Raw genomic sequence first — 16,974 nt, 5'->3', positions numbered from 1 at the left:
GCGTCGCGCGACGATGATCGGACATCCATGGCATCCCTCCACGGCTCGACGGCACCCGCACAGGCGACCGGCAGTTGGCTGCCGGTCACGGCCGCCCAGTCGGAGGTGTGGGTCGCGCAGCAGTTGGCGCCCCAGAGCGCTGCCTACAACATCGCGCTCACCGTCGAGGTGAACGGTCCGCTCGACATCGCCCGCGCGGTCGAGTCCCTGTACCTGACCATCCGCCGCGCCGAGGCGCTGCACGTGCGCTTCGCGGTCGGGCCGGACGACGTGCTCCGGCAGCAGCGCCTCGACCCGGAGGCCTGGACGCTGAAGGTCGTCGACCTGCGGGCGCTGCCGGACGCGGCGGCCGCGGCCCGCGACTGGGTCGAACGCGACATGCAGACCGTCGCGGAGCTGGAGAGCGACGAGGCGCTGTTCACCCAGGCGATCCTGCGGATCGACGACGAGGTGACGTGGTGGTACCAGCGGTACCACCACAGCATCGTCGACGGCTACGGCATCGTGCTGCTGGTCGACGAGGTCGTCGGCAGGCAGGAGCACCCGGACCTGCTGTTCGACGAGCGGGACTGGTCCCTGCAGACGGCGATCGACGCGGACGTCGAGTACCGCGCGTCCGGCCGGTTCCAGGCGGATCGCGAGCACTGGCTGCAGTGGCTGGCGGACGCCCCCGAGCCCCCGGTGTTGCTGCCGCCCGCCCCGGACCCCGCCGCGCCGCCGATCAAGGCCAGCGTCGAACTCGACGCCGAGACCGTGGCGGGCCTGTACCGGTTCGCCGACGCCCAGGGCATCCGGCGCACCCGGGTCCCGTTCGCGATGATCGCCGCCTACCTGCACCGGGTCAGCGGCCAGTCCGACCTGATGCTGTCGGTGCCGCTGACCGGTCGCACCGGGCGGGCGTTGCGGAACCTGCCGTCGATGGCCTCGACCATCCTGCCGATGCGGCTGCAGGTCGACGGGGACAGCACGCTGGCCGCGTTGACGGCCCACCTCGACCAGGCGCTGATCGGCCTGCTCCGGCACGGTCGGTACCGGGGCGAGGACCTCGCCAGGGAGATGCGCGCGCTGGATCCGTCCAGGCGACTGTTCGGTCCCGGCATCAACATCGTGTTGTTCGAGCACTCGATGACCTTCGGCGGCAGCCCCGCGTTCCCGCAGAACATGGTCACCGGCGCCATCGGTGAGCTCGACTTCACCGTCCAGCGCGGTCAGGGGGGCGAGTCGATCCGGATCGACCTGCGGGTGGGTGCGGGCCTCGAGGAGGACCTCGAGCGGCACCGCGCACAGCTCGCCGAGTTCCTGGGCCAGCTCGTCGCCGAGCCGCAGGCGCCCTTCTCTCGGTTCGACGTGATGTCGGACGAGCAGCGGCGCCGGGTGCTCGTCGACTTCAACGACACTGCCCAGCCGCAGGACTCGCACACCGTCCCCGAACTCTTCGCCGCGCAGGTGGCCGCGACGCCCGACGCGGAGGCGCTGGTCGCGGGGGAGACCCGGCTGACGTACCGGCAGCTCGGTGCCCGAGTCAACCAGCTGGCACGGCACCTCCTGGAGCGCGGCCTGCGCCCGGAAGAGGTTGTCGCGGTCGGCGTTCCGCGCTCGGCCGAGATGGTCGTGGGGCTGCTGGCGGTCATGACCGCCGGCGGCGCCTTCGTCCCGCTGGATCCGGCCTGGCCGCTGGACCGTCGGACCCAGGTGCTGGCCGACGCCGATGCGCGGCTGGTGCTCACCGGTCCGGGCGGGGTGGACGCGTCGGCGGACGCGGGTGTGCCGGTGGACCTGACCGACTGGGCCCACGAGGGCCTCGCGTCCGGGCCGCTGGACGTCGCGATCGACGGGCGGTCCCTCGCCTACGTCATCTTCACCTCCGGATCCACCGGGCGTCCCAAGGGGGCGATGATCCGGCACGAGGCGATCTGCGCGCGGCTGGGCTGGCAGGTGACGGACGTGCTCGGCTTCGGCGCCGACGACGCCTCCCTGTTCAAAGCGCCTCTGTCCTTCGACATCTCGGTCAACGAGGTGCTCCTGCCGCTGGTCTCCGGGGGCCGGCTGGTGGTCGCCGAGTCGGGCGGCGAACGCGACGCCCAGTACCTGCTGGACCTGATCGAACGCGAGCGCGTCACCTTCGTGTACCTGGTTTCCTCGATGCTCAGCGTGCTGCTGGACCTGGCCGAGGGCACGCCCGCACTGGACGGGCTGCGGCACGTCTGGTGCGGCGGCGAGGTGCTCACCCCGGAACTGTTCGACCGGTTCCGCCGGCAGCTCACCACCACGCTCTACCACGGGTACGGGCCCGCCGAGGCGACCATCGGTGTCTCCCATGTGATCTATCGGGACAGTGCCGAACGGATCGCGTCGTCGATCGGCCGGCCCAACCCCAACACCGAGCTGTACGTGCTCGACGCCCGGCTGCGGCCCGTGCCGCCCGGCATCGGCGGCGAGCTGTACGCGGCCGGGTACCTGCTCGGCCGCGGATACGTCGGGTCCCCCGCGCTCACCTCCTCCCGATTCGTCGCCAACCCGTTCTCCGACAACGGGACCCGCCTCTATCGCACCGGCGACCTCGCCCGCTGGGCGGAGGACGGCACCCTCGACTTCATCGGCCGCGCCGACAACCAGGTCAAGATTCGCGGCATGCGCCTCGAACTCGAGGACGTCGAGGCCGCGCTGGCCACGCATCCCGCGGTCCGGCAGTGCGCGGTGCTGGTGCGCGAACAGGCCGGCGCCAAGTACCTCGCCGGCTACGTGGTGGCGGACGGCGTCGTCGAACCGGACGCGCTGCGCGCCTGGGCCGCGGCCAAGCTGCCCGAGTACATGGTGCCGACCGCGGTGGTCGTGATGGACAGGTTCCCGCTCACCGCCAACGGCAAGCTGGACCGGCGAGCGCTGCCGGAACCCGATCTGCGCGCGGGCCTTTCGGGTCTCGCGCCGCGCACCGAGCTCGAGCGGCAGCTGGCCACCGTGGTCGCGGGCGTCCTCGGGCAGGAGACGGTGGGCGTCACCGACGACTTCTTCGCGCTCGGCGGCGACAGCATCGTCGCGATCCAGCTGGTCAACCAGGCCCGGGCCGCCGGGCTGCACTTCAGCGCCCGTGAGGTGTTCGCGCTGCGGACGGTGGAGGCGCTGGCCCGCGAGGTCGAGGGCCGGGCCGCGGCCGAGGTGGACGTCCTGGACGTGCCGACGGGCGAGGTCCCCGCGACCCCGATCGTCGCCCGCACCCAGGAGCAGGGCGAGGCCGTCGCACGCTTCCACCAGGCGGTACAGGTGCGCACCCCGGCCGGGCTCACCGAGGACACGGTGCGCGCCGCGTTGCAGGCCGTCCTGGACCGGCATCCCGCGCTGCGGGCACGCCTGGACCGCGGCGAGAGCTGGGTGCTGGCGGTGCCCGAACCGGGAGTGCCCGATGCCGCGGAGCTGGTGCGGACGGTCCCCGCCGCCGCGCTCGGCGACGCCGCACTCGGCGACGCCGTCGAGCAGGAGGCGGCCGCGGCGCTCGGGAAGCTGGACCCGGACGCGGGCGTGATGCTGCAGGCGGTCTGGTTCGACGGCGGCGACCGGCCGGGCCGGCTGCTGCTGGTGGTCAATCACCTTGTGGTCGACGGTGTCTCGTGGCGGATCCTGCTCGAGGACCTGGCCCGCGCCGCGCTCGGCGCGCCCCTGGACCCGGTGTCCGGAACCTCGCTGCGGCGCTGGGCGCAACTGCTCGAGGAGCAGGCCCGTGGCGGAGCCTTCGACGACGAACTCGACTTCTGGCGGACGGTCACTGCGACCGCGGACCCGATGCTGGGGGCCCGGCACCGCGACCCGGCACTCGACACCTGCGGCGCGGCCGAGTCGCTGACCGTCGAGCTGAGGCCGGAACTGACCGCGCCGCTGCTCGGAGCCGTGCCCGCGGCGTTCGGCGGCCAGGTCAACGACGTGCTGCTGACCGCGCTGGCGGCCGCGCTCGCATCCTGGCGTGCCGGTGATTCGTCCGGCGCGCAGGCGGATTCGGCGCGCGAGGTGCTGGTCGACCTCGAGGGCCACGGCCGCGAGGAGGACGCCGCCGGGCGACGGGTGGACCTCGGGCGGACCGTCGGCTGGTTCACCACCCTGTTCCCGGTGCGACTGGACGCGGGACCGCTCGCGGACCTGAGCGACCCGGCCGCGCTGGCCGGGGCTCTCAAGGCCGTCAAGGAGCAGCTGCGGGCGGTGCCCGGCAACGGGATCGGCTACGGGGCACTGCGATACCTCAGCGCCGCCGGCGCCGAGCTGGCCGCCGGCGCCGAGCTGGCCGCCGGCGCCGAGCCGCAGGTGCTGTTCAACTACCTCGGTCGGGTCGCCGCCGGTGCGGACGCCGACTGGCTGCCGGTCGCGATGGACGGCGCCAACGACCCCGACGCGCCGATGGGCCATGCCATCGAGTTCAACGCGATCGCGGAGGACGGACCCGACGGGCCGACCCTGCGCACCACCATCACCTGGGCACCGGGGTTGTTCCCCGCGTCGCGGATCGCCGCCCTGTCCGAGGCCTGGACCGCGGTGCTGGGCACGCTCGCGGCGAGTGCCCCGTTCGGCGGCCACACCCCCGCGGACTTCCCGCACGCGCGGCTGCGCCAGGCCGACGTCGACCAGCTCGAGGACACGGTCACCGACCTGGTGGACGTGCTGCCGATGACCCCGCTGCAGGAGGGCATCTACTTTCACAGCGCGTTCGAGACCGAGCACTCCGATCCCTATGTGGTGCAACAGGTCATCGAGCTGACCGGACCGGTGGACCCGCAGGCGCTGCACGCCGCGCTGCAGACGGTCGTGGACCGGCACGCGGCCCTGCGCACCGGCCTGCACGCGGTGTCCGACGGTCGGGTGGTGCAGGTGGTCTCCGGCGGGGCCCGGGTTCCGATGGATGCGGTGGACCTGCGTGGACTGGGCGCCGACGAGGTCGCGTCACGGGTCCGGCAGATCCTCGCCGACGAACGGGTGCGCGGGTTCGACCTCGAGCAGGCGCCGCTGCTGCGGTACGTGCTGGTGCAGGCAGGGCCGGACGAGCACCTGCTGCTGCAGTCGATCCACCACATCGTCGCCGACGGCTGGTCGGTGCCGGTGATGCTGCGCGAGCTGATGGCGCTGTACACCCCCGCGGGCTCCGCTCTGGCGGCACTGCCCGCGCCGGAGCCGTACCGGAACTACCTGGGCTGGTTGGGATCCCGTGACCGGGATGCGTCGATCGAGGTGTGGCGCGCCGCGCTCGACGGGGTCGACGAGCCGACCGCGCTCGGCAGGGCCGAGCGCGGCACCGAGTTCGGTGTTCGCGAGGTCAAGGTCAACCTGTCCGCGGCGCAGACCGCCGACCTCATCGCGTTCGGCCGCGCTCGTGGGCTGACGCTGAGCACCCTCGTGCACGGCGCCTGGGGTCTGCTGCTGGGCCGGCTCACCCAGCGCCGCGACGTGCTGTTCGGCTCGACGGTGTCCGGCCGCGGCGGAGACCTGCGCGGCATCGAGACCATGGTCGGGCTGTTCATCAACACCGTGCCGGCCCGATTGCGCTACCGCGCCGAGGAATCCGCCGCCGCGGCGCTGGCCCGTTGGCAGGACGAGCAGTCGGTGCTGCTCGAGCACCAGTACATCGGCCTGAGCGAGCTGCGCCGGCTCACGGGACTGCAGGAGCTCTTCGACACCCTGGTCGTGTTCGAGAACTACCCGATCGGCGAGGGCGCCGTCGCCGACGCCACCGGCAGTCTCGAGATCACCGGTATCACCTTCGAGGAGAACCCGCCGTACCCGGTGACGCTGATCGTCGCGCCGGGTGACGAGCTGCGGCTGGAGGTCAAGTACCAGGCCGCGGTGGTGGACTCGGCCACCGCCGGCCGGTTGGCCGACGGCATGGTGTCGTTCCTGAGCGAGTTGGTCCGCGACGGCGACCAGCCGGTCTCCGCGCTCGCGCTGGTGACCGAGGCCGAGCGGAACGAGCTGGAGGCGAGCTGGGTCGCATCCGACGCCACCGCCGAGGCCCGCACCCTCACCGACCTGCTCGACGAGCAGGCCGCACGCACCCCGGACGCGATTGCCGTCGAGTTCGAGGGCGACGCGCTCACCTATGCCGAGCTGCACACACGGGCGAACCGCCTGGCGCACGAGCTCGTCGACCGCGGGGTGGGACCGGAGTCGCTCGTCGCCGTCGCGATCGGGCGTTCGCTCGAGTTGATGGTCGCGCTGCTGGCGGTCGGCAAGGCGGGCGGGGCGTACCTTCCGCTCGACCTCGACTACCCGGCGGAACGGTTGTCGTACATGCTGGCCGACGCCGCGCCGGTGTGTGTGCTCACCGACGGCGATCCCTTCGACACCGGACTGCCGGTGCTGACGGTGGATCTGGCCGATTCCCTGGGGGATTCGGACGCGTCGCCGTCCGGCGCCCCCGCCGTGGCCGGTCACCCCGCCTACGTCATCTACACCTCGGGCTCGACCGGCAGGCCGAAGGGTGTGCTGGTGGCGCACGAGGCCATCGTCAACCGGCTGCTCTGGATGCAGAACGAGAACCCGCTGACGGTGGGGGACCGGGTGCTGCAGAAGACGCCGTCGAGCTTCGACGTGTCGGTGCCGGAGTTCTTCGGGCCGTTGATCGCCGGCGCCACCGTCGTGCTGGCCCGTCCTGGTGGACACAAGGAACCCGGCTACCTCGCGGAGCTGATCGCCGAACGGGGCATCAGCCGTGCGCATTTCGTTCCGTCCATGCTGGACCTCTTCCTGGCGGAGCCTGGCGCCGCGGCCTGCACCGCGCTTCGGGTCGTCGCCTGCTCGGGCGAGGCGCTGTCCGCCGCGGCGGCCCGGCGCTTCGCCGAGGTGCTGCCCGGGGTGCGGCTGGACAACCTCTACGGGCCCACCGAGGCCGCGGTCGAGGTGAGCTACTTCTTCGGGGCGCAGGCGGTCTCGTCGACGGCGCACAGCGTGCCGATCGGCGCGCCGGTCGCGAACACCCGGCTGTACGTGCTCGACCAGTACCTGAACCTGGTGCCGCCGGGAGCCGAGGGGGAGCTGTACCTGTCCGGGCCGCAGCTGGCCCGCGGCTACCTGGGCCGCGCCGCGTTGACCGCGGACCGGTTCGTCGCCGACCCGTTCGTGGCCGGGGCCCGGATGTACCGGACCGGCGACCTGGTGCGGTCGGTCAGCTGGGCGAGCGAAGCGACGGGGGATGTGACTGCGGAACTGGAGTACGTCGGTCGCGCCGACGACCAGGTGAAGCTGCGCGGGTTCCGGATCGAGCTCGGCGAGATCGAGGCCGCGCTGCTGGCCGATCCGTCGGTGGCCCACGCCGCCGTCCTGGTGCGCGAGGACCGCCCCGGCCAGCAGCGGCTGGTCGCCTACGTGGTGCCCGCCGGGCCCGTGAGCACTTCCGGTGCCCGGGGCGACCGGAAGTACGCACAGGCGCTGGCCGCCTCGCTGCCGGAGTACATGGTGCCCAGTGCCTTCGTGGAGCTCGACTCGTTGCCGCTGAGCCCGAGCGGCAAGCTGGACCGCAAGGCCCTGCCCGCGCCGGACTTCTCGGTCGAGGTGTCGGAGTCCGCCCCCGGCACGGGGACGGAGGGACGCATCGCCGCCCAGTTCGCCGAGGTGCTAGGCCTGGACCGGGTGGGCACGGGCGACGACTTCTTCACCCTCGGTGGCGACAGCATCCTGGCGATCCGGCTGGTGAACCTGGCCCGCCGAGACGGCGTCACGCTCACCCCCCGCCAGATCTTCGAGCAGCGCACCCCGGCCGCGATCGCGCGGTTGGTCGGCGAGGCGGCTCCGGTCGCCGACGCGGCCGCGCCCGACGCGGCCGTGGCGGACGGCATCGGCGAGGTCATCCCGCTGCCGGTGGTGCACCGGCTCTCCGAATGGTCCGGCGGCACCGACCGCTTCAACCAGGCCGTGTTGCTGCACACCCCGGCCGGCGCCGACGAGCGCGTGCTCCGCGACGCGCTGCAGGCCCTGCTCGACCACCACGACGGCCTGCGCGTCAGACTGACCCGGCACGCACGCGGCGTGTGGTCGACGGTGACCACCGAACCCGGTTCGGTGAGCGCTGCCTCGATCTTCACCGCCGTCGACGCCCGGGACCCGGAGTCGTTGCGCGGCATCGTCACTGCGCACTCCGAGGCGGCGACCGACCGCCTCGACCCCGAGTCCGGTGTGATGCTGCAGGCGGTGTGGTTCGACGCCGGACCGGAGGTCACCGGCCGCCTGCTGATCGTCGCGCACCACCTCGTGGTGGACGGGGTGTCCTGGCGGATCCTGCTCGAGGACCTCGCGATGGCGAACGTGGCGTCGGCGTCCGGTCAGGATGCGGCGCTCGATCCCGTCGGCACCTCCCTGCGCGGGTTCGGCCGGATCGTCGCCGAGCAGGCCCAGGGCGCCGAGCGCCTCGCCGAACTGGCGCACTGGACCGCCGTGACGGCGCCCGGAGCGGCGCTGGTGCCGGAGGTCAGCGGGCACGCGACCATCGGAACCGGCTCGCAGCACCGGGTTTCGCTGTCCGTGGACGACACCGCCGCCGCATTGACGACCGTGCCCGCGATGGCGCACGCCGACACGACCGACGTGCTGCTCACCGCGCTGCGGATCGCCGTCAGCCGCTGGCACCGCGACACCGGCCGCGCCGCGTCGGACCTCCTGGTCGACCTGGAGCGGCACGGCCGCGAGGAGCTGGCGCCGGGCGTGGACCTCTCCCGCACCGTCGGCTGGTTCACCAGCATCAGCCCGGTCCGGCTGCGGGCGGGCGACCGACCGCTGGACGTGCTCAAGGACGTGAAGGAGCGGCTGCGGGACGCGCCCGACGGCGGCATCGGCTTTGGCATGCTGCGGTACGCGAACGCCCGCACCGCGGGCCTGCTCGCCGCCCGCGCGGAGTCGCAGGTCCTGTTCAACTACCTCGGCAGGATGCCGTCCGCCGATCTGGGCATCGAGGTCCCGTGGGCACCCGCACCCGAGACCGATGCGCTGTCAACGGATCCCGATGCCGACATGGGCGGTCCCTACCTGCTGATCGTCAACGCGATCTGCGAGGACACGGCCGACGGCCCGGTGCTCCACGCGAGTTTCGGCCGCTCCGAACTGGGGTTGACCGAGGCCGACGGTGAGGCGCTGAGCCAGGGCTGGGCGCAGGCGCTGCGCGAGCTCGTCGAGACCGCTGCGCGCCACGACGGACCCGGCGTCCTGACACCGTCCGACGTGACGCTGGTGACGCTGACCCAGGACGAGCTGGATCTGATCGCCGAGCGCAGCCCCGCCGGGGTCGACGCGGTGTGGCCGCTGTCCCCGCTGCAGGAGGGCCTGTACTTCCAGGCGACCTTCGACGAGGGCGCCGACATCTACACCGCGCAGTTCTCGCTGGACTTCGAGCACCGCCTCGACATCGAGCGGCTCGCCGCGGCGCTGCGCACCCTGCAGCGCCGGAACCCGACGCTGCGTGCCGGATTCCTCAGCGACGGCCTCACCGCGCCGGTGCAGTTCGTCACCGCCGACCTCGACGTCCCGATCGTCGAGTACGACCTGCGTGAGCTGTTGCCGGCCGAGCGGGAGGCGCACGCCGCCGAGCTGACGGCCACCGACCGGATCACCCCCTTCGACCTGACGACGCCGCCGTTGTGGCGGGCGATGGTGATCCGCCTCGACGACGACCGCGACCGCCTGGTGGTCAACCGACAGTTCCTGCTCTGGGACGGCTGGTCGAACGGCATCGTCGTCAGCCAGCTGCTGGCGCTCTACGAGTCCGCGGGTGACGACAGCGGGTTCCCCACCGCGACGGGCGGTTTCGACGACTACCTGGGCTGGCTGCGCGACCGCGACAGCGAGACAGGGAAGGCGGAGTGGCGGCGCGCGCTGGCCGGTCTCGAGGAGCCGACGCTGCTCGGGTCGACCGTGGCCGGGGCGCCCGCGTTGCCCGGCCGTCGCGACACCGTGCTCACGGCGGACCTCAGCGAGCGCCTGCGGGCCAGGGCGTCGGCGAGCGGGGTCACCTTCAACGCCGTCCTCAGCGGCGCGCTGGCGCTGGTGCTCGGCGCGGAGACCGGGCGCGACGACGTGGTGTTCGGCATCACCGTCGCCGGCCGGCCCCCGGAGGTCGAGGGCCTCGACACGGTGGCCGGCCTGTTCCTCAACACGGTCCCGGTCCGCACCACGCTGCGCCCGGCGGAGCGGGTGGAGGACCTGTTGCGGCGCAGCCAGTCCGAGCGCCTCGGCCTGATGCCGCACGACTACCTCGGACTGGCCACCATCGGACGCGAGTCCGATCACCGCCAGCTCTTCGACGTGCTCTACGTGCTGCAGAACTTCGTCGACGAGAACCAGGTGTCCGCGCTCAACAGCGCGCACGACATCAGTGGCGGCGACAGCGTCGACCACACCCACTACCCGCTGACCGTGGTGGTGACACCCGGCAACCGGGTGAAGATCAAGTTCGAGTTCCGCCCCGAGGCGGTGGCCGAGGCGACCGTCGAGTCGATGCTGGCCCGGTTCGTCGGGCTGCTCGAACTGTTCGCCGACGACGTGTCCGCGCCGGTCGGGTCGTTGGACCTGTCGCTGCCCGGCGAGCGCGCGGCGCTGGCGGCCCGCAGGGCCGAGCGGGGGCTGCCCGAGTCCACCATCGCGGACCTGTTCGCGGAGGCGGCCGCGCGCACCCCGGACGAGGTAGCGCTGGTCTTCGGTTCGCAGTCGGTGACCTACCGGGACCTCGACGGCCGGATCAACGCCATGGCCCGGCTGCTGCTGGCGCACGGCGCCGGTCCGGAACGGATTGTGGCGCTTGGCCTGCCGCGGTCGGTGGAGATGGTCGTCGCGCTGTTCGCGGTGCTGCGCACCGGGTCCGCGTACCTGCCGCTCGAGCTTGACCACCCGGCGGAGCGCCTGGTCGGGATGCTCGACGATGCCCGGCCGGTGGTCTTGGTGACCACCGTCGCGGTCGGCGAGACCCTCGCCGGTTTCGAGGGCGCGGCGATCGCGCTCGACGGCGACGAGGCACAGGACCACGGCACCGAACCGTTGACGGATGCCGAGCTGGGCGGCTTCGCCCCCGGCACCCCGGGGCGGCTGGACCACCCGGCGTACGTCATCTACACCTCCGGCTCGACCGGCAAGCCCAAGGGCGTGGTCACCGGGTACCGCGGCCTGACCAACATGCAGTTCAACCACCGCGCCGAGATCTTCGACCCGACGATCGAGATGACCGGCGGCCGACGCCTTCGGATCGCGCACACCGTGTCGTTCGCCTTCGACATGTCCTGGGAGGAGCTGCTCTGGCTCGTCGAGGGACACGAGGTGCACATCTGCGACGAGAACCTGCGGCGCGACGCGGAATCGCTGGTGGCGTACTGCAACACCCACCGCATCGACGTCGTCAACGTGACGCCCACCTACGCCCAGCACCTCTTCGAGGAGGGACTGCTCGACGACGGTCCGGGCGAGCACCGGCCGCCGCTGGTGCTGCTCGGCGGCGAGGCGGTGCCCGATTCGGTGTGGAGCCGGCTGCGGGACACGGACGGCACGTTCGGCTACAACCTGTACGGCCCCACCGAGTACACGATCAACACCCTCGGCGGCGGCACGTCGGACTCCGTGACCCCCACGGTCGGCAGGCCGATCTGGAACACCCGGGCCCACATCCTCGACTCGTGGCTGCGTCCCGTCGCGGACGGGGTGGCCGGCGAGCTGTACATCGCGGGCATCGGCCTGGCCCGCGGCTACCTGGACCGCTTCGGGCTGACCGCCGAGCGCTTCGTGGCCGACCCGTTCACGGCGGGCGGCCGGATGTACCGCACCGGCGACCTGGTGCGGCGGCGGGTCGACGATGCGAGCGGGGCGACGGGGGAATTCGGCGCGGTCATCGACTTCCTGGGCCGTACCGACGACCAGGTCAAGATCCGCGGTCACCGCGTCGAACTGGGTGAGATCGAGTCGGTCCTCGCCGGCCTCGACGGCGTGCGGCAGTGCGCCGTCATCGCGGCGCCCGGCCCCGGCGGCGTCAAGCGGCTCGTCGCCTACGTGGTGCCCTCCGGGCCCGTGAATGGTTTCGGTAGCCAGCACGGCCAGAAGTACGCACAGGCGCTGCGCGCCGGCCTGCCGGACTACATGGTTCCGGCGGCCTTCGTGCCGACCGACACCCTGCCGATGACGGTCAACGGCAAGCTCGACGTGCGGGCCCTGCCCCCGGTGCCGGACGCGGTCGGCTCGGGCTCACGCGGCGCGGAGGATCACATCGAGCAGGTGCTGTGCGAGCTGTTCGGCGAGGTGCTCGACGTCGCGGAACTCGGCGTCGAGGACAGCTTCTTCGACCTCGGTGGGCACTCGCTGCTGGCGACCCGGCTGATCAGCCGGGCCCGGTCGGCGCTGTCGACGGAGCTCACGATGCGGGACCTGTTCGAGGCCCCCACTGTGGCCGAGCTCGCGGCGCGGGTCCGCGACCGAGGTGACGCGGTCCGCCCGGTGCTGGCCCCCGCGGTCCGGCCCGAGCACCTGCCGATGTCCTCCGCGCAGCAGCGACTCTGGCTGATGCAGCAGATCGAGGGGGGCTCGGTGTCGCCGGACGGCGTGCCCGCCGCGGCCGCCTACAACTTCCCGATCGTGTTGCGCCTGAAGGGCGAACTCGACGCCGGGCTGTTCGCGACCGCGCTCGCGGACGTGGTCGGCAGGCACGAGTCGCTGCGCACCGTGTTCGGCGAGGTGGACGGCCGGCCCGTGCAGCGGGTCCTCGACGAGGCGACCCCGGAGCTGACGGTGGTGGACGGGACCGAGGCCGAGATCGCGGGCCTGGTCCGCGGCGCCGTGCTGCGGCCCTTCGACCTGACCCGTGAGATCCCGGTGCGCGGCACCGTGATCCGAATCGGAGAGGGCGACCACGTCCTCGGGCTGGTGCTGCACCACATCGCCACCGACGAGTGGTCCGACCGGCCGTTCCTGCGCGACCTGATGCTCGCCTACGCCTCCCGGGCGCACGGCCAGGCCCCGCAGTGGGAGCCGCTGGCCGTGCAGTACGCGGACTACACGCTCTGGCAGCGTGAGTTGCTCGGCGATGCGGCGGACCCGGAATCGGTGCTGAGCGAGCAGCTCTCGTACTGGGAGCGGATGCTCTCCGGTGCGCCGGAGGAACTGACGCTGCCCACCGACCGGGCCCGGCCCGCGCGGCCGAGCTTCGCGGGCGGCGCGATCGAGCTGGACCTGGATCCGCGCACCACCACGGCGCTGCGGGCGCTGGCCGCCGAGAGCGGGGCGAGCATGTTCATGGTGCTGCACGCCGCCGCCGCGGCGCTGCTGCACCGGATCGGCGCGGGCGACGACCTGCCGCTCGGCGCGCCCATCGCGGGCCGCACCGAGCAGGGTCTCGACGAGCTGGTCGGGTTCTTCGTCAACACGCTGGTGCTGCGCACCGACGTGAGTGGCAACCCGACGTTCGGCGAGCTGCTGGGCCGGGTCCGCGAGCTCGACCTCGCGGCGTTCACCCACGCCGACGTCCCGTTCGAATCCGTTGTCGAGCGCCTGAACCCGGCGCGCACGCTGGCCAGGAACCCGCTGTTCCAGGTGATGGTCGGCTACCACAGCCGGGCTGCCGACATCACGGAGCTGGGCGGGCTGACGCTCGAACCCGTGCCCCTGCAGGAGCGGACCGCGAAGTTCGACCTGGTGTTCAACTTCACCGAATTTCTGGACGAGAATCGGATCGCGCTGCGCCTCGAGTTCGGCGCGGACCTGTTCGACGAGTCGACGGCCGACGCGATCGCCCGCCGCCAGTTGGCGCTGCTCGACGCCGTCGCGCAGGACCCGTCGACCCCGATCGGCGCGGTCGACGTGTTCCTGCCCGGCGAGCGTGACCTGGTGCTGGTGGAGTTCAACGACACCCGGCGGGAGGTGCCGGAGGAGACCCTCGATGCCTCGTTCGCGCGCTGGGTGGCGGCCACGCCGGCCGCGACGGCCGCGCTGGACGAGCACGGCAGCATGACGTACGCCGAGCTCGACGAGCGGTCCGACCGGATCGCCGCGGTGCTCGCCGGCCGCGGCGTCGGCGCGGAATCGGTGGTGGGCCTTGCCGTCCCGCGCTCGGTGGACATGGTCGCCTCGGTGCTGGCGGTGCTCAAGCTCGGGGCCGCGTACCTGCCCCTGGACCTGAGCCACCCCGCCGACCGGATCTCCTACATGCTGGCCGACTCGAACGCCGGGGTGCTGTTGAGCACCGCCCAGGAGTCCGCGCGGATCGAGGAGGCGCCGGGCCTGGGCCGGGTGCTGCTTGACGAGCCGGGGACAGTCGCGGCACTCGCCGCGGCAGTCAAGCCTGCGACCACGGTGCCCGACGGCATCGACCACGCCGCCTACGTCATCTACACCTCCGGGTCCACCGGCAGGCCCAAGGGCGTGGTGGTTTCGCACGAGGGCATCTCCAGCCTGGTCGCCACTGCCGAGGACCGAATGAAACTGGTCCCGGGTTCGACTGTGCTGCAGTTCGCCTCGGTCGGATTCGACGTCGCGGTGTTCGAGCTGTCGATGGCGCTGTGCACCGGTTCGCGGCTGGTGATCGTGCCGGACCGCTCGCGGGTCGCGGGCCCGGAGCTCACCGACTTCATGCACGAGCACGAGGTGACGCACGCGATCATCCCGCCGTCGCTGATGGCCGCGTTGCCGCCGGGCGCCCTGGTGCCCGCCGGCTGCACGGTGCTGGTCGGCACCGAGACGGTGCCGCCGGACCTGATCGGACGGTGGGCGGAGCGGCTGAACCTGCTGGCCGCCTACGGCCTCACCGAGGCCACGGTGAACAACACGCTGTGGCAGGCGCAGCCGGGCTGGAACCAGGCGGTGCCGATCGGCATCCCGGACCCCAACGAGCAGGCGTTCGTCCTCGACGCGCGGCTGCGGCCGGTTCCGGTCGGGGTCGCGGGCGAGCTGTACATCGCCGGCCGCGGTCTGGCCCGCGGCTACCTCGGCAAGCCGGCGCTGACGGCGGGCCGCTTCGTCTCCAACCCGTTCGGCCCCGGCCGGATGTACCGCACCGGTGACCTGGCGCGCTGGCGCCCGGAGGGCAACATCGACTTCCTCGGCCGCGTCGACGACCAGGTGAAGATCCGGGGCTTCCGCATCGAGCTGGGCGAGATCATCGCCGCGCTCGCGGACAGCCCGGGCGTCAACCAGTCGGCCGTCGTCGCCGACCGGGACGGGTCGATCGCCCGGTTGATCGGGTACGTGGTGCCGCTGGAGGGTGCGGCCGTCGACCCGGCCGCGGTGCGCGCCCACGTGGCGTCGTCGCTGCCGGACTACATGGTGCCCAGCGTGGTCATCGTGCTGGACGGCCCGCTGCCGCTCACCCCGAACGGGAAGCTGGACCGCAAGGCGCTGCCCGCGCCGGACTGGACGGAGCTGACCGGCGACGTCGCGCCGCGCACCGAGCGGGAGCGGGTGATTGCCGGCCTGTTCGCGGAGATCCTGCACCTGCCGTCGGTGGGCGTGCACGACAACTTCTTCGACCTCGGCGGGCACTCGATGGCCTCGATGCAGCTGGTCGGCCGGGTCCGCACCGAACTCGGTGCGCAGCTGAGCATCCGCGAGGTGTTCGACGCGCCGACCGTGGCCGAGCTGGCCGAGCTGACGGTCGTCGATGCCGGCGGTCGTCCGGCGCTGACGCCCGCCGCGTCGGCCACGGACGCGCTGGCACCGGTGCAGCGTCGGCAGTGGTCGGTGTACCGGGACACGGGCACGGCCAGTCACGCCCTCTCGCTGTACCCGCACCACCGCCTCGACGCGGACGCGCTGGCGCGCGCCCTCGAGCTGGTGGTATCCCGGCACCAGCCGCTGCGGACGGCGTTCGCCGCCGACGGCGGCGAGGTCCGCGGGGTGCCGGTGGCGGGGCCACGACTGGAGGTATTCGACGCGGGGGACGGCGACCTGGCCGCCCTGGTCTTCGAGCTCGCCCAGCGGCCGACGGACCTGACCGAGCACGCCCCGCTGCGGGTCACGCTGGTCGAGACGGCGGACGGTCGCCAGGCGCTGCTGCTGGTGATGCAGTACCTGGYCGTCGACGAGTGGTCGGTCGTGCCGCTCCTCGGCGAGCTGTTGGCGGGCTACGTCTCGCTGGTCGCCGGGTCCGAGCCGGAGCTGCCCGCGTTGCCGGTCGGCTACTCGGACTACGTCGCGTGGACGGACTCCGTGCTGGGCGACGCGGACGACGAGTCCAGCAGGTACACAACCCAGCTCGGCTACTGGCGAGAGCGACTGGACGGCCTCCCCGAGCGGCTGAGCCTGCCGGGGGAGCGGCCGGCGCGACCGGCGGGCGGCGACCTGGTGGGCCTGCCCATCGACGAGGCCCTGCACGCCGACATCGACGCGCTGGCCCGCCGGACCGGGACGTCGATGTTCATGGTCCTGCAGGCGGCGCTGGCCGCGGTGCTCACCGAATTCGGTGTGGGCGAGGACCTTCCGATCGGATCGCTGGTCGCGGGACGGCCGGAGGAGGCGCTGTCCGGGCTGATCGGATGCTTCTTCAACACCGTCGTGCTGCGCACCGACACCTCCGGGGACCCGACCTTCGCGGAACTGCTGGGCCGGGTGCGGACGTCGAACCTGGCCGCGCTGGATCACCAGGACATCGGATTCGAGGACGTGGTAACGGCTCTCGGGGGCGAGGTGATGCGACCGCAGGTGATGATCGTGCACCACGAGCAGGCCAGCCTGGACGCCGTCGACGGTGTCTTCGGCCCGCTGCTGCCGGTCCCGGTGGGCGTGCCGGTCGCGGACCTGACGCTGAGCTTCTACGAGCCGGTGGGGCCGGGGCCGGTGCACGCCTACCTGGGGTACCGGACCGACGTGCTCGACGCCGACGTGGTGGCGGAACTCGCCGACAGGCTGTCGGCGCTGATCGGCGCGGTGTGCGCGGACGAGGGGCGCAGACTCGGACAGATCGGGCGGTGACCAGGTAGCGGTGCAGATTTAGGGTAGGCTGCGCTACTATTCACCTCGGTTCGATCTTCTGGACCGCACGCACTTCCG

Annotated in this window: 1 protein-coding gene; it reads left to right on the top strand. The window is 72.6% G+C overall.

The genetic code is table 11. From position 1 onward, the window contains the following. The first annotated feature begins 27 nt into the window (after nt 1–27). A complete protein-coding gene (locus AC1DU4_RS01685; protein WP_477837332.1) occupies nt 28–16,896 on the top strand; it encodes an amino acid adenylation domain-containing protein in 16,869 nt (5,622 codons plus the stop codon). The last annotated feature ends 78 nt before the right edge of the window (nt 16,897–16,974 follow it).

Source organism: Rhodococcus sp. P4_F5 (genome assembly GCF_056401315.1).
This window is presented reverse-complemented; position numbering and strand designations above follow the sequence as displayed.